Annotated in this window: 15 protein-coding genes; 9 read left to right on the top strand and 6 right to left on the bottom strand. The window is 66.4% G+C overall.

Annotation, left to right across the window (positions count from 1 at the left end; genetic code table 11):
• The first annotated feature begins 91 nt into the window (after positions 1-91).
• From IB256_RS00430 to IB256_RS00420, 3 genes are read left to right on the top strand one after another with little or no spacing between them, the layout of a single operon-like run.
• A complete protein-coding gene (locus tag IB256_RS00430; protein ID WP_192292284.1) occupies positions 92-421 on the top strand; it encodes an ArsR/SmtB family transcription factor in 330 nt (109 codons plus the stop codon).
• A gap of 47 nt (positions 422-468) precedes the next feature.
• Positions 469-1632, top strand: a complete 1164-nt coding sequence (locus tag IB256_RS00425) for an MFS transporter (protein WP_138215929.1) — start codon at positions 469-471, stop codon at positions 1630-1632.
• A 30-nt stretch (positions 1633-1662) separates the two neighbouring features.
• Positions 1663-2712, top strand: a complete 1050-nt coding sequence (locus IB256_RS00420) for an alkene reductase (protein WP_192400984.1) — start codon at positions 1663-1665, stop codon at positions 2710-2712.
• 203 nt (positions 2713-2915) lie between these two features.
• Here the strand turns inward: IB256_RS00420 and IB256_RS00415 are convergent, their stop codons facing one another.
• The 4 genes from IB256_RS00415 to IB256_RS00400 all read right to left on the bottom strand — a co-directional run bounded on the left by IB256_RS00415 (position 2916) and on the right by IB256_RS00400 (position 6744).
• On the bottom strand, positions 2916-3185 hold the full coding sequence (locus IB256_RS00415; protein ID WP_192400983.1) for a FeoC-like transcriptional regulator: 270 nt from the start codon (positions 3183-3185) through the stop codon (positions 2916-2918).
• Entirely contained in the window at positions 3185-5479 is a 2295-nt protein-coding gene (feoB, locus tag IB256_RS00410; RefSeq protein WP_192292292.1) for a Fe(2+) transporter permease subunit FeoB, read from the bottom strand. Before feoB ends, IB256_RS00415 begins: the two co-directional genes overlap by 1 nt.
• 6 nt (positions 5480-5485) lie before the next feature.
• On the bottom strand, positions 5486-5713 hold the full coding sequence (feoA, locus tag IB256_RS00405; RefSeq protein WP_081516367.1) for a ferrous iron transporter A: 228 nt from the start codon (positions 5711-5713) through the stop codon (positions 5486-5488).
• 191 nt (positions 5714-5904) lie between these two features.
• Positions 5905-6744, bottom strand: a complete 840-nt coding sequence (locus IB256_RS00400) for an ATPase (protein ID WP_192292295.1) — start codon at positions 6742-6744, stop codon at positions 5905-5907.
• A gap of 252 nt (positions 6745-6996) precedes the next feature.
• Here IB256_RS00400 and IB256_RS00395 point away from each other — a divergent pair, with 252 nt between their 5' ends.
• Entirely contained in the window at positions 6997-7287 is a 291-nt protein-coding gene (locus IB256_RS00395) for a hypothetical protein (protein ID WP_285887111.1), read from the top strand.
• A gap of 149 nt (positions 7288-7436) precedes the next feature.
• Here IB256_RS00395 and IB256_RS00390 read toward each other — a convergent pair whose 3' ends face one another.
• Positions 7437-8426, bottom strand: coding sequence for an NAD-dependent epimerase/dehydratase family protein (locus tag IB256_RS00390; RefSeq protein ID WP_192292301.1), 990 nt, complete (start codon positions 8424-8426; stop codon positions 7437-7439).
• A 193-nt stretch (positions 8427-8619) separates the two neighbouring features.
• On the opposite strand from IB256_RS00390, the gene IB256_RS00385 reads away from it, so the two are divergent.
• On the top strand, positions 8620-9681 hold the full coding sequence (locus IB256_RS00385) for a saccharopine dehydrogenase family protein (protein WP_192292304.1): 1062 nt from the start codon (positions 8620-8622) through the stop codon (positions 9679-9681).
• Here the strand turns inward: IB256_RS00385 and IB256_RS00380 are convergent.
• Positions 9668-10573: a LysR family transcriptional regulator ArgP gene (locus IB256_RS00380; protein ID WP_192292563.1), complete on the bottom strand. Its 906-nt coding sequence runs from the start codon at positions 10571-10573 to the stop codon at positions 9668-9670. The two genes, IB256_RS00385 and IB256_RS00380, sit on opposite strands and share 14 nt — an antisense overlap.
• Before the next feature lie 93 nt (positions 10574-10666).
• Here IB256_RS00380 and IB256_RS00375 point away from each other — a divergent pair, with 93 nt between their 5' ends.
• The 4 genes from IB256_RS00375 to IB256_RS00360 all read left to right on the top strand — a co-directional run bounded on the left by IB256_RS00375 (position 10667) and on the right by IB256_RS00360 (position 14859).
• Positions 10667-11071, top strand: a complete 405-nt coding sequence (locus tag IB256_RS00375) for an ACT domain-containing protein (RefSeq protein WP_192400982.1) — start codon at positions 10667-10669, stop codon at positions 11069-11071.
• A 3-nt stretch (positions 11072-11074) separates the two neighbouring features.
• Positions 11075-11677, top strand: coding sequence for a LysE/ArgO family amino acid transporter (locus tag IB256_RS00370; RefSeq protein WP_192292310.1), 603 nt, complete (start codon positions 11075-11077; stop codon positions 11675-11677).
• 326 nt (positions 11678-12003) lie between these two features.
• A complete protein-coding gene (locus tag IB256_RS00365; protein ID WP_045211147.1) occupies positions 12004-12585 on the top strand; it encodes a superoxide dismutase in 582 nt (193 codons plus the stop codon).
• Positions 12586-12777: 192 nt separating this feature from the next.
• Positions 12778-14859: a putative bifunctional diguanylate cyclase/phosphodiesterase gene (locus tag IB256_RS00360; protein WP_081516375.1), complete on the top strand. Its 2082-nt coding sequence runs from the start codon at positions 12778-12780 to the stop codon at positions 14857-14859.
• Positions 14860-14983: the final 124 nt, after the last annotated feature.

The following is a 14983-nucleotide window of genomic DNA, read 5'->3' as shown; positions in this document are numbered from 1 at the left end:
CGGGTGTCGATCATTACTATCGCCCCAAACGAATTCATATCGCTTTTGACCGATATATAGTTCGTCCCAACGCGATATACCGATGTGCCCCATGACTGAACAACCCACTCTCGATCCTGGCATCGACCTCGACGAAATCTTCAAGGCCCTGGCCCACCCGGTGCGGCGCGACATGCTGCACTGGCTCAAGGACCCTGAGCAGTTCTTCGTCGAGCAGGAGCACCAATCCTTCGAGATCGGCGTCTGCGCCGGCAAGTTCGACCAGCGCACCGGTCTGTCGCAATCCACCGTTTCCGCGCATCTGGCCACCCTCCAGCGCGCGGGCCTGGTGACCAGTCGAAAAGTCGGCCAGTGGAATTTCTTCAAACGTAATGAGGAAACCATCCAGGCCTTTGTTCGCCACCTGAGCGAAGCGCTGTAACCCGGCTACTGCCAGCCAAGACAATCCCACTCTCCAGGAGCAGGCAAATGCCCACTTCGCTTCTCGTCCTCGCTTTGTCCGCGTTTGCCATCGGCACCACGGAATTCGTGATCATGGGCCTGCTGCCCGAGGTTGCGGGCGACCTCTCGGTGACCATTCCCGCCGCCGGCTGGCTGGTCAGCGGCTACGCCTTCAGCGTCGCCATCGGCGCGCCGATCATGGCCCTGCTCACCGCCCGTCTGCCGCGCAAGACCGCGCTGCTGATGCTCATGGGCATCTTCATCCTCGGCAACCTGCTCTGCGCGGTGGCCGCCAACTACGGCCTGCTGATGCTGGCGCGGATCATTACCGCCCTGTGTCACGGCGCCTTCTTCGGCATCGGCTCGGTGGTCGCCGCCAGCCTGGTGCCGGCCAACCGCAAGGCTTCCGCCGTGGCTCTGATGTTCACCGGCCTGACCCTGGCCAACGTGCTCGGCGTACCGGCCGGCACCGCGCTGGGCCAGATCGCCGGCTGGCGCTCGCCCTTCTGGGCGGTGACCTTGATCGGTGTGTTCGCGCTGATCGGCCTGTGGAGCGTGCTGCCGAAGAAACACGATGAAGAAGCCGTGGACATGCGCAAGGAAGTCGCTGCGCTGCGCAACGGCCCGCTGTGGCTGGCGCTGGGCACCACCGTGCTGTTCTCCGCCGCCGTCTTCGCGCTGTTCACCTACGTCGCGCCGCTGCTGGGCGAAGTCACCCGGGTTTCGCCGCACGGCATTACCTGGAGCCTGGTACTGATCGGCCTCGGCCTGACCCTGGGCAACATCCTCGGCGGCCGTCTGGCTGACTGGCGCCTGGGCACCACCCTGGCCGGCGTGTTCGCCACCATGGCGGTGGTCTCCACCGTCCTGAGCTGGACCAGCGCCTCGCTGATCCCGGCCGAAATCACCCTGTTCATCTGGGCCGCCGCTGCCTTCGCCGCGGTGCCCGCCCTGCAGGTCAACGTGGTGCGCGTCGGCGGCGCCGCGCCGAACCTCGTCGCCACCCTGAACATCGGCGCCTTCAACGTCGGCAACGCCATCGGCGCCTGGGTCGGCGGCAGCGTCATCGACCACGGCCTGGGCCTGACCCGCGTGCCCCTGGCCGGCGCCGTGCTCTCCGTACTCGCGCTGATCGCGGTGATGATCGCGTTCAGCGGCAAGCCCAACCAGACCCAACCCGTCCTCGACTGATCCTCCACCCTCACGCCCCGGAGTAACGCAATGACCACGCTTTTCGACCCCATCGTCATCGGTGACCTGGAACTGCCCAACCGCATCGTCATGGCCCCGCTGACCCGCTGCCGCGCCGACGAAGGCCGCGTGCCCAACGCACTGATGGCCGAGTACTACGTCCAGCGCGCCGACGCCGGCCTCATCCTCAGCGAGGCCACCTCGGTGACCCCGATGGGCGTGGGCTACCCGGACACCCCCGGCATCTGGTCCGACGACCAGGTCCGCGGCTGGACCAACATCACCAAGGCCGTACACGCCAACGGCGGTCGCATCATGCTGCAGCTGTGGCACGTGGGCCGCGTCTCCGACCCGCTGTACCTGAACGGTGAACTGCCGGTAGCGCCGAGCGCCCTCAAGCCGGCCGGCCACGTCAGCCTGGTGCGCCCGATCAAGGAATTCGTCACCCCGCGCGCCCTGGAAACCGAAGAGATCGCCGACATCGTCGAGGCCTACCGCGTCGGTGCCGAGAACGCCAAGGCCGCCGGTTTCGATGGCGTGGAAGTCCACGGCGCCAACGGCTACCTGCTCGACCAGTTCCTGCAGAGCAGCACCAACCAGCGCACCGACCAGTACGGCGGCTCGGTGGAGAACCGTGCCCGCCTGCTGCTGGAAGTCACCGATGCCGTGATCGGCGTCTGGGGTGCCGGCCGCGTCGGCGTGCACCTGGCTCCGCGCATGGACTCCCACGACATGGGCGACGCCGATCCGCTGGCCACCTTCGGCTACGTAGCCCGCGAGCTGGGCAAGCGCGGCGTGGCGTTCATCTGCACCCGCGAGAAGGCCGGCGACGACAGCATCGGCCCGAAACTGAAGGAGATCTTCGGTGGCGTGTACATCGCCAACGAGCGCTTCACCAAGGACAGCGCCAACGAGTGGCTGGCAAGCGGCAAGGCTGACGCTGTGGCCTTCGGCATCCCGTTCATCGCCAACCCGGACCTGGTGACCCGCCTGGAAAAAGGCGCCGCCTGGAACGAGCCGCACCCGGAAACCTTCTACGGCAAGGGCCCGGTCGGCTACCTGGACTACCCGCGCCTGTAACGGCGGGTTCCTGCGCCAATGAAAAGGGCGCCTTCATGCGAAGGCGCCCTTTTTTGTTGTCCTGAAAATTCGCAGCCGCTCCTGCAATGGGCACCCAGAGTTACCGGTACCTGTAGGATGGCGTGGAGCGCAGCGATACCCATCGATCCGTGGCACCGACAGCATGGGTATCGCTTAGGCTCCACCCATCCTGCGAGCCGGGTTCAGGTGGTGATCCAGCGCAGGGGCGTGGCCTCGTTGCGACCAGTCAACCGATACCCCGTGGTCGCACATCGCGTCGCCTCCGCGCAGCCCTTGCAACTCCCGCAGGCCGCCGGCTCGGGCGTGATCTTTTCCACCACGCCCATCGCCAGCAGCCGCTCCAGCAGCGCTTCGAGCAGAGCCCTGGAGGCGCCGAGACGCTGGGCCAAGGTCGGCACATCGGCCTCGCCCATCTCGCCGAGCAGGTTGCGCACCGCGATTGCCGTGGCCATCAGTGGCAGCTCCCCGCCGGGGCCGGGCGCAGGTCGCGCTCGCCGTCCAGCTCCAGGCCGCGCCGGCCAACCCAGCGCAGGATCAGGAACAGCACCAGGTTGAACGCCAGCACCAGGCCGATGGCCACCGCGCTGTACTGCGGATGCTGGGCGAAGCTGAAGACCTGGTAGCAGAGGGTCGCCAGCGAGTAGGCGACGTTGAGGCCCCAGAACACCGCAAAGGTCATCCAGCCGCGACCGCTCTCGCGGGTCAGCGCGCCGAGGGTCGCCACGCAGGGTACGTAGAGCAGCACGAACACCAGGTAGGCATAGGCGGCCAAGGGGCTGCCGAACTTGGCGGCGAAGGTGCCCATGGAGCCCTCCTCCATCTCGCCGTCGGCCATGCTCGCGGCCACCGGGTTGGCCAGCACGCTGAGGCTGAACGAGTCGCGCAGGCCATCCAGGGTATCCGCGCCGGCCTGCTTGAGCTGGCCCCAGAGGTCATAGCCGTCGGCATCGAAGGCTTCGCCCTGGATGTGCTCGGCGGTGTACAGGGTGTTCAGGGTACCGACCACCACTTCCTTGGCCAGCGCGCCGGTGACCAGGCCGACCGTGGCTTGCCAGTTGTCCTCGTGTACGCCCATGGGTTTGAGCAGCGGCGTGACCTTGTGGCTGAGGCTGGCCAGCGCCGAGTCGGCGATGTCGCCCTGCACCGGGCGGCCGTCGAGGGTGACGCTGTTGAGGCCGCCGATCACCAGGCTGACCAGGATGATCACGGTCCCCGCGCGAACCACGAAGGCGCGCAGGCGCATCCAGGTCTGCAGCAGCAGGCTGCGCAGGTGCGGCACGTGGTACAGCGGCAGCTCCATGACGAAGGGCGAGGCCTCACCACGCATCAGCGTGTGCTTGAGCAGCAGGCCGGTGAGCACCGCGACGACTATGCCCAGCAGGTACAGCGAGAAGATCGCCAGCGCGCCATTCTGGCCGAAGAAAGCCGCGGCGAACACGGCGAAGATCGCCAGCCGCGCACCGCAGGACATGAACGGCGCCATCATCGAAGTCATCAGGCGCTCGCGCGGGTTGTCCAGGGTACGGGTGCCCATGATCGATGGCACGTTGCAGCCGAAGCCGACGATCAGCGGCACGAAGGATTTGCCCGGCAGGCCGAGGGCCTGCATCAGGCGGTCCATGACGAAGGCTGCGCGGGCCATGTAGCCGGAGTCCTCCAGCAGGGCGAGGAACAGGTACATCAGGCCGATCTGCGGGATCAGCGGCAGCACCGCGTTGATGCCACCGCCCAGCCCCTGGGCCAGCAGCGCGGTCAGCCAGTCCGGCGCCCCCGTGCGCGCACCCAGCCACTGGATACCGTCGATGAAGAGTGCCGAGGATCCCTGGTCGAAGATCGGCTGCAGCGCGCCGCCCAGGGTGATGGCGAAGAAGAACATCAGGTACATCACGAAGAGGAACACCGGAATGCCCAGCCAGCGATTCAGCGCGACGCTGTCCAGCAGTTGGGTCAGGCGATGCGGCGCGGCCTGGCGGTGGTTGCTGGCGCGCTCGCAGAGTTCGCCGATCAGCCGGTAGCGCGCGTCCACCAGCAGCAGTTCCGGGTCTTCGCCGCAGGCGCAGCGGATCGCATCGCGGGCGGCCAGCAGGCTCGCCGGATCGAGCTTGAGCTGACGGGCGCTGTGCAGATCGCCTTCCAGCGCCAGCAGGGCCATCCAGGCCTGGGCCGGTGGTGCGTCAGCGGGCAGCAGCTGGATGACGGCATTGCGCAGTGCGGCAGGGTACGGCACCTGCAGCGGCGGCTGTGCCGTCACGCTATCGATGGCATCCTTCAGCGCGTCGATGCCTTCGCCACGGGTCGAGACCAGCGGCACCACCGGGCAACCCAGTTCCTGCGCCAGCGCCTCGCGGTCGATGTTCAGGCCCTGGGTGCGGGCGATGTCGAGCATGTTCAGCGCCACCACGCAGGGCAAGCCCATCTCGCGTAGTTGAACAGTGAGGTAGAGGTTGCGTTCCAGGTTGGTGGCGTCCACCACGTTGACCAGCACGTCCACTTCGCCATCGACAATGCAGCGCCGGGCGATCTGCTCGTCCAGCGAAGCCTGGGTCGACAACGTGGTCAGCGAATAGGTACCGGGCAGATCCACCAGGCGCACGCTGTGGCGCGCGGTGCGGAAGCTGCCTTCCTTGCGCTCCACGGTGACGCCAGCCCAGTTGCCAACGCGCTGGCGCGAGCCGGTGAGCTGGTTGAACAGGGTGGTCTTGCCCGCGTTGGGATTGCCGATCAGGCCGATGCGCAGTTCGTCCATGCTGGATCAGTCCTGCGCTTCGAGCTGGAGGAACGCCAGGTCGCGGCGGCGCAGCACCAGGCTGCACTGGCGGGTATCCACCTGCACCGGATCGCCCAGCGGCGCTACGCGGCGCACCTGCAATTCGGCGCCAGGCAATAGCCCCATGGAGAACAGCCGCTGGCGGAAGGCGGCGCCGATCCCGGGCCGGTAACCGGCAATGCGGTACCGGCGTTGCGCTTGAAGATCGTGCATGGGAAGCCTCCGGGGCGAATGATCGAACAAGGAGAGAATCGGAATGACTCTCATTTGTTAGCGATTATTCGCCTCGAAGCCGGCCCTGAAACTGATTCAAGACAAGAATTGCCGTGACTACCCCCAAAGAGGGATGGCCAGAAAAAAGCCCCCGGACCTGTCGGCACGGGGGCTTTTCATCGGCAGGACAATCAGCGGGTGCTGATCTGCTGCTGCAGGTTCTGCATCTGCTGCTGCAGGGTGTTGATGTTGCGCATCACCTGGATGCGGAACACGTCGAACTCCTTGGTATCGCTGCTGGCCTGGCCCTGACGGCCATCGACCTCGGCGCGCAGCAGCATCAGGTCGTCCTGGAGGCTCTTGATCGCCTGGCTCTGATTGCCCTGCTTCTTCAGGTTGGCGATCTCGGTGTTCAGCGCCTGGATCTGCTGGTTGGCGGCGGTCAGATCAGCCTGCACGTTCTTCAGCTTGGCCTGTTCATCAGTGATGGACTTGAGCTTGACGTCGAGCTGCTGCATCAGCAGCGCGGCGCTTTCCTGCTGGGACTTGAGGTCGGCGCTGACCTGCGCCAGGCGTTTGCCCTGGGCGCCGTCAAACTCCGACAGGGACGCCTGCTGCGCCTTGGCCTGCTCGGCCAGGCGACCCTGCAGCTGCTTGACCTGCAGCTTCAGCGCCTCGCGGTCGGTCATGCCGTTGGATTCGTTGGCGACGAACTTGCCGCGGATGTCATCCAGGCGACCGGCGGCTTCCTCGCTGATCTTGGCGAAGCTTTCCTGGGTGGCGATCAGTTGCTGCTCCATCAGCAGCAGTTGCTGGTGGCTCCACCAGCCTACGCCGGCCAGGGCGATGGCCATGGCCGCGACCAGCGCCCACAGCGCTCCGGTACCGCCACCACGCTTCACCGGCTGGGGCTGCGGGCGGCCGTTGGGCTCGACCACGCGGCGCGGGTGATGACCGAACTCGTCGCGGTCGGCGGCGTCAGTGGACAGGTGGGGCACATCATCGAATTCGTCGAACGTGTCGTTACGCATGGAATGAACCTGTGGGGATAAAGCGGCGTGTTGCCTGCGCAGGGCGCAGTATATCCGTTCGCGTGACGCTCAGAGCAGCGTGCCATCACAGGGCGTCACGCACCTCGTCGGCGCACAGAAGACCCGTGACGGAGGTCGCAGTTCCCCAGGCGACCCGCCAATAGTGGCTTTGCGACATCGTGGCACGCCCCTTGCTCCCGCTCCAGGTACTTGGCGCCGCTTTGGCGCCCTTCGCGGGGAGGAAGTCGGGTGATCGAACTCAACAAGGCCATCCTGGATTGCATGCGCGAACTGCGCCGCCGTCTGCGTGAAGAACAGGCACTGGAGATCCAGTACCAGCAGAGCGACGCCATCGAGCGCATGCTGCGCGCCTGCGCCGACTCAACGCGGGAAGAAACGCGCCAGCTGGGCGAACGCCTGAGCGAGCTGAGCGGCGTAAAGCTGCCCCGCGTGGTGCAGGAACCGAGCTTCCTGCCAATGCAGGGCAGTGGCGACCAGCAGTACTCCGGGCCGCTGCGTGGCGGCGCCCGCCCCTCACGTTAGATTTGGACGTGCTCTCGTAGTAGCAACTGTCTATCTCTGAAAGTCTGTGCCAGGAACTTCCCTCTCCCCCCGCCCTCTCCCTTCAGGGAGAGGGTTAGGGAGAGGGCAAGCCCTCGCAGCGGGGTAACAGATGGTGCAGGAGCCAGCCGTTACGCCCCGCGCAACCGCCACCAGTCGCAGAACTCGTCCAGCGCATCCCACAGGCTCGCCTGCGGGTCGTAGTCGAGATACTGGCGGGCGCGGGAGATGTCCAGGGAGAAGTCCTTGGCCATCACCGCCATCCCCAGGCGATGCAGGGTCGGTTCCGGGCGGCCGGGCAGGACCTTGCACACGCCCTCGTTGAGCAACGCCAGGTTATAAGCCAGCCCGTAGGGCATGTGCCGTTCCACCGGCTGCATGTCCAGCCGGCGCAGCACATAGTTCACCACGTCCCACAGCGGCAGCGGCTGGCCGTTGCTGATGTTGTAGGCCTGGCCGAGCGCCTCCTCACCGGCCATCAGGCTGGCGAACAGCGCGTCGTTGAGGTTCTGGATGCTGGTGAAATCCACCTTGTTCAGACCCTGGCCGATGATGCGCAGGCGGCCCTTGCGGTGCGCGGCGATCATCCGCGGGAAGATGCTGGTGTCGCCGGCACCCGTGACGAAGCGCGGGCGTAGCGCCAGCACTTCCAGGCCGAATTCCTGGGCGCCGAGGGCGACCAGTTCCGACTGGTATTTGGTCGAGCCGTAGTGGTTGGCGAAGCGCTTGGGCACCTGCTGCTCGCTGATGCCGACGTGGGACTGGCCGTCGAAGTAGATCGACGGCGACGACAGGTGCACCAGCCGGCGCACCTTCTGCTTGAGGCAGGCCTCGACCACCGACTCGGTCATGGTCACGTTGGCCTGGTGGAAATAGTCCTGGCTGCCCCACACACCCACCGCGCCAGCGCAATGCACCACGGCGTCGACGCCGCTGCACAGCGCACGGACCAGCGCCGGGTCCGACAGGTCGCCGGCCATGAATTCGGCGCCGCGCGCCACCAGCGGCTGCAGCGCCTCTTCGCGGCGTCCGTTCACCCGAACCGCCAGCCCCTGTTCCAGGGCAAAACGGGCAAAACGCCCGCCAATGAACCCGCTGGCTCCGGTGACCAGAATCTTCATGCACGCCACTCCCGTTCTTATAGTCCGGCGACTCTAGCAGGCGCCGCACCGTACTACTCTGGCCTTGCACGCCAGAAACGAATCCTTGCAGACCGCGCCGCTGCGCCAGGGTTGCACGACTTGCGATCGGCGACATACAGCGGGTGGTTGCGACTACCCTTTGAGGCACGCAGTTTTCTCAAGAGGCCACACCATGAGCAAGCCCCACTGGATGATCTACGGCGCCAACGGCTACACCGGCCGGCTGGTGGCCGAGCAGGCGCAGCGCGAGGGCCTGCAACCGATCCTTGGCGGCCGCAACCCGGCCAGCCTGCATGCGCTCGGCAGTTCACTGGGCCTGGAATGCCGGGTGTTCGACCTGAACGACAGCGCCGCCGCCCTGGCCGCGCTGGAAGATGTCGGCGTGGTCGCCAATTGCGCCGGGCCCTTCTCCGCCACCGCCGCGCCGATGATCGAGGCGTGCGTCGCCAGCGGTGCGCATTACGTGGACATCACCGGGGAGATTTCCGTCTTCGAATACGCCCACAGCCTCGACGAAGTGGCGCGCACGGCGGGCGTGGTGATCTGCCCCGGCGTCGGCTTCGACGTGATCCCCACCGACTGCGTCGCCGCCTGCCTGAAGGAAGCCATGCCCGACGCCGCGCACCTGGCACTGGGCTTCGACAGCGGAAGCGGCCTCTCGCCGGGCACCGCCAAGACCACCGTGGAAGGGCTCAAGCTGGGCGGCAAGGTGCGCGAGGCCGGGCGTCTGCGAGACGTGCCGCTGGGCTACAAGCGCCGCGACATAGACTTCGGCCGTGGCCTCAAGCACGCGGTGACCATCCCCTGGGGCGACGTGGCGACGGCCTACTACTCCACCGGCATCGGCGACATCGAGGTCTACCTGCCGGTGCCGCCGGCCGCCGCCATCGGCATGCGCGTGATGGACAGCTTCCGCCCGCTGCTGGGCCGCGACCGCGTGCAGGACTGGCTCAAGCAGCAAGTGGACAAGCGCGTCCATGGCCCCAATGAACTGGCCCGCAGCAAACTGCGCACCTGGGTCTGGGGCGAAGTACGCAACGCCCGTGGCGAACGCCGCACCGCACGACTGGAAACTGCCAACGGCTACGACGTGACCATCCACGGTGTGCTCTTCGCGGTGCGCCACCTGCTGGCCAACCCCAACACGGTCGGCTACTTCACTCCGTCGAAACTCTTCGGCGCGCGCTGCATCGAGCAATTGCCGGGCAGCGGCAGCATCGTCATTCGCGGTTGATCGGCACCATGAGCCCCGGCGCCTTCGCCAGCAGGTGCCGGGTCAGCGCGGCGAGCAATTCGCCGCCGTTGCGCCAGTGGTGCCAGTAAAGCGGCACGTCGATCACCTGCCCCGGCAGCATGTCCACCAGCTCGCCGCGCTCCAGTTCGCCGCGCACCTGTTGCTCCGGCACCAGGCCCCAGCCGAGGCCGCCGCTGGTCATGCGCACGAAGCCTTCGGAAGACGGGCACAGGTGGTAGCTGAAGTGGCCGTCGACGCCGAGGTCCTTCAGGTAGCGGTGCTGCAGTTGATCGTCCGGGCCGTAAACGATGGCCGGGGCGCGGACCAATCCGGTAGGCGTCACGCCCCTCGGGAAGTGCCGGGTGATGAATTCCGGGCTGGCCAGCCCGCGATAGCGCATGGCGCCCAGCGGCTCGCAGCGCCCGCCGGCCACCGGGCGCGGACTGGCGCAAACACAGCCGGCCACCTCGCCCGCGCGCATGCGCTTGAGGCCGACCTCCTGATCCTCGACCACCAGGTCCAGCAGCACGTGGCGCTCGCCGCAGAAATCGCCGACCGCATGAGCCCACCAGGTCGCCAGGCTGTCGGCATTCAAAGCCAGCCGCAAGCGCTCGGGCGCCGCGCCGTCATCCAGTGCGGGAACCCACTGCTGCAGATCGCCCTCCAGCAGGCGCACCTGCTGCACATGGTTGAGCAGGCGTTGGCCGAGATCGGTCGGTTGCGGCCGCGCCGCGCGCACCAGCACCGGCTGGCCGACCCGCGCTTCAAGCAGCTTGATGCGCTGGGAAATGGCCGACTGCGATAGCCCTAGCACCTGGGCGCCGCGCTCGAAACCGCCCTGCTCCACCACGGCGGCCAGGGCGGCAAGCAGCTTGTAGTCGAACATGATCAGTTTTCCTAATGAGATATCAGCAGTATTGGTTTTTCTTATACAGGTCAAAGCCGGACAATCGCCAGCATTCCCACTCTTTATGGATTGCCCACCATGGCTGGCGAAACCTCCCTGGCCGCGCTGCTGCGCGACATGACCCCGGTGCTCAACGACGGCGAGTACGTCTTCTGCACCCTGCCCGACGGTCAGCTCCCGATCGGCCTGCAGCCGCTGGGCAGCTTCCGCGAGAGCGAGGGGCTGACGCTGATCCTGCCGCGCCTCGAGGCTGAGCAGGCCGAGCTGGCCTTCGACTACGTCGCCGCCTGGCTGACCCTGGAAGTGCACTCTGCGTTGCAGGCGGTCGGTCTCACCGCCGCCGTGGCCGGCGCCCTGGCCAAGGCCGGGATCAGTTGCAACGTAATCGCCGCCTGGTACCACGACCATCTGTTCGTCGCCCACACCGACGGCCCGCGCGCGCTGGAAACACTCCGTGCACTCGCACTGAATCCGGAGGCCTGAGCCATGTGGCAGAGCTACCTCAATGGCATGCTGGTCGCTGCCGGCCTGATCATCGCCATCGGCGCGCAGAACGCCTTCGTCCTCGCCCAGAGCCTGCGCCGCGAGCATCACCTGTCGGTGGCCGCGCTGTGCGTGCTGTGCGACGCCATCCTGGTCAGCGCCGGGGTGTTCGGCCTGGCCAAGGTCCTTGCGGAGAACCCGACGCTGCTGGCCATCGCCCGTTGGGGCGGCGTCACCTTCCTGGTCTGGTACGGCCTCAAGGCACTGCGTCGTGCAGTCGCACCCGAAGCCATGGCCGACGCCCAGGAAACCGGCCCGCGCTCGCGCCGCACCGTGCTCATGGCAGCGCTGGCGGTGACCCTGCTCAACCCCCACGTCTACCTCGACACCGTGCTGCTGATCGGCTCACTCGGCGCCCAGCAGGCAGCGCCCGGCGCCTACGCCATGGGTGCGGCCAGCGCCTCGCTGCTGTGGTTCTTCACCCTGGCCTTCGGCGCCGCGTGGCTTGCGCCATGGCTGGCGCGGCCGGCGACCTGGCGACTGGTGGACCTGATGGTCGCGGTGATGATGTTGGGCATGGCCGCGCAACTGGTGTTCGCCAGCTGATCTCAGGCCCGCCAACGGAAGCTTTTCGAACGACGTTCCGTCATCCCGGTCTGTGCATAGTGAGCGTCGCGCTCCGGCGCAAGCCGCTGTGCAGGGCCTTTGCCCCTACAGTTGCTGCGTGGATATGCCGCAGGTCGGGTGCTATGATCGGACCTTCGTGGCGCCGGCGGGCTCTGAGCCTTCCGGACGCAACTGGCGCGCTGCCTGCTCCTTGATGGGGCGCATTGCAGCTACGCCCGGATGCCGCGACAAACATCGAACCGGCCCCGTGTACCGGTCGCGCGCACGTCGCGCTAGCCCAGACTGAGTGAGATAGGAGAGAGACCATGGCTTTCGAATTGCCGCCGCTGCCTTACGCGAAGAACGCCCTTGAGCCGCACATTTCTGCGGAAACCCTGGAATTCCACCACGACAAGCACCACAACACCTACGTCGTGAACCTGAACAACCTGGTTCCGGGTACCGAGTTCGAAGGCAAGAGCCTGGAAGACATCGTCAAGACCTCTTCCGGCGGCATCTTCAACAACGCCGCCCAGGTGTGGAACCACACCTTCTACTGGAACTGCCTGAGCCCCAACGGCGGTGGCCAACCCACCGGCGCCCTGGCTGACGCCATCAACGCTGCCTTCGGTTCCTTCGACAAGTTCAAGGAAGAGTTCAGCAAGACCTCCATCGGCACCTTCGGCTCCGGCTGGGGCTGGCTGGTGAAGAAGGCCGACGGCTCCCTGGCCCTGGCCAGCACCATCGGTGCCGGCTGCCCGCTGACCAGCGGCGACACCCCGCTGCTGACCTGCGACGTCTGGGAACACGCCTACTACATCGACTACCGCAACCTGCGTCCGAAGTATGTCGAGGCGTTCTGGAACCTGGTCAACTGGGACTTCGTGGCCGAGCAGTTCGCTGCCTGAATGTACCCTGCTTGATACGAAAACCCGGCCTCGCGCCGGGTTTTTTCGTAATGGGCGCGTAACACCTTCGTGTCAGCTAACCTGAAAGGCCGGTACAGTCACGAAACACAACGATGGCCCTTTGACGTCATTGCGCCAATTGCCAATACTCAGCCCCAGTCGTTCGCCCCTGGCGAGAAACAAGGAACGCCCTTGAAACTGGATCCCCGGCACAGCCTCTCCCTCAAGCTGCTGCGAATGGTATTGCTCGCGGCCCTCGTGGTCGGGGTGGTACTCAGCTGTGCCCAGATCGTCTATGACGCCCACAAGGCGCGCCAGGCCGTGCACAACGATGCCCAGCGCATCCTGGCGATGGTCCGCGACCCCTCCACCCAGGCCGTCTACAGCCTCGACCGCGACATGGCGATGCAGGTCCTCGAGGGCCTGTTCCAGCACGAAGCCGTGCGCTACGCCGCCATCGGCCACCCCGACGAACCCATGCTGGCGGAGAAATCCCGCCCGCTGCTGGACTCCAGCACCCGCTGGATGACCGACCCGATCCTCGGCGCCGAGCAGAACTACTCCATCCGCCTCGCCGGCCGTGGCGGTTCCAACGAGTACTACGGCGACCTGAAGATCACCCTCGACACCGCGCCCTACGGCGACGACTTTGTCGCCACCTCGGTGATCATCTTCATCTCCGGCATCCTCCGCGCCATGGCCCTGAGCCTGGTGCTGTTCATGGTCTACCACTGGCTGCTGACCAAGCCGCTGTCGAAGATCATCGAGCACCTCGCCTCCATCAACCCGGACCGCCCCAGCCAGCACAAGCTGCCAATGCCCGACGGCCACGAGAAGGACGAGCTGGGTTTATGGGTGAATACCGCCAACCAGCTGCTGGCCTCCATCGAGCGCAATGGCCACCTGCGCCGGGAGGCCGAAGACAGCCTGCTGCGTATCTCCCAGTACGACTTCCTCACCGGCCTGCCCAACCGCAAGCTGCTGCAACAGCGCCTGGACCAGATCCTCGAGGGCGCCTCGCGCCTGCAACGCCGCGTCGCCGTGCTCTGCCTGGGCCTGGATGACTTCAAGGGCATCAACGAGCAATACAGCTACCAGTTCGGCGACCAGTTGCTGATCGCCCTCGCCGACCGCCTGCGCACCCGCAGCGCGCACCTCGGCGCCCTGGCACGGCTGGGCGGCGACCAGTTCGCCCTGGTCCAGGCCGACATCGAACAGCCCTACGAAGCGGCGGAACTGGCCCAGCAGATCCTCGACGACCTGGAGGCCCCCTTCGAGCTCGACCAGCACCTGGTGCACCTGCGCGCCACCATCGGCATCACGCTGTTCCCCGAGGACGGCGAGACCACCGAGAAGCTGCTGCAGAAAGCCGAGCAGACCATGACCCTGGCCAAGAGCCGTTCGCGCAATCGCTACCAGTTCTACATCGCCAGCGTCGACAGCGAGATGCGTCGTCGTCGCGAGCTGGAGAAGGACCTGCGCGAGGCCCTGGCACGCAACGAACTGCACCTGGTGTATCAGCCGCAGGTGGATTACCGCGATCACCGCGTGGTCGGCGTGGAAGCACTATTGCGCTGGCAGCACCCGACCCAGGGCTGGGTCGCGCCGGACCTGTTCATCCCGCTGGCGGAACAGAACGGCAGCATCTTCAGTATCGGCGAATGGGTGCTCGACCAGTCCTGCCGCCAACTGCGCGAATGGCACGACCAGGGCTTCGACGACCTGCGCCTGGCGGTCAACCTGTCCACCGTGCAGCTGCGCCACAACGCCCTGCCGCGTGTGGTCAGCAACCTGTTGCAGATGCACCGGCTGCCGCCGCGCTCGCTGGAGCTGGAAGTCACCGAGACGGGCCTGATGGAGGACATCTCCACCGCCGCCCAGCACCTGCTCAGCCTGCGCCGCGCAGGCGCCCTGATCGCCATCGACGACTTCGGCACCGGCTACTCCTCGCTGAGCTACCTGAAGAGCCTGCCGCTGGACAAGATCAAGATCGACAAGAGCTTCGTCCAGGACCTGCTGCTGGACGACGATGACGCCACCATCGTTCGCGCCATCATCCAGCTGGGCAAGAGCCTGGGGATGCAGGTGATCGCCGAGGGCGTGGAGACGGTCGAGCAGGAGGCTTACATCATCGCCCAGGGCTGCCACGAAGGTCAGGGCTACCTCTACAGCAAGCCGCTGCCGGCGCGCGAACTGACGCTCTACCTCAAGCAGGCGCGACGTCTGGCCGAAGCGGCCGGCGGCAATCCCAACGGCTCCGTCGAGCGCCATTGATTCCTCCCCCACGCCGAATCCCCCTGTCGTAGCAAGCATGCTCGCGAACCGCATGGCACTGGCGCTGGGGCTGTTCGCGAGCAAGCTCGCTCCTACGAAAAGCCCAATCCCCTGCCCGCTGCTG

The sequence above is a fragment of the Pseudomonas sp. PDM17 genome (assembly GCF_014851985.1).
In the GTDB taxonomy this organism is placed as follows: domain Bacteria; phylum Pseudomonadota; class Gammaproteobacteria; order Pseudomonadales; family Pseudomonadaceae; genus Pseudomonas.
This window is presented reverse-complemented; position numbering and strand designations above follow the sequence as displayed.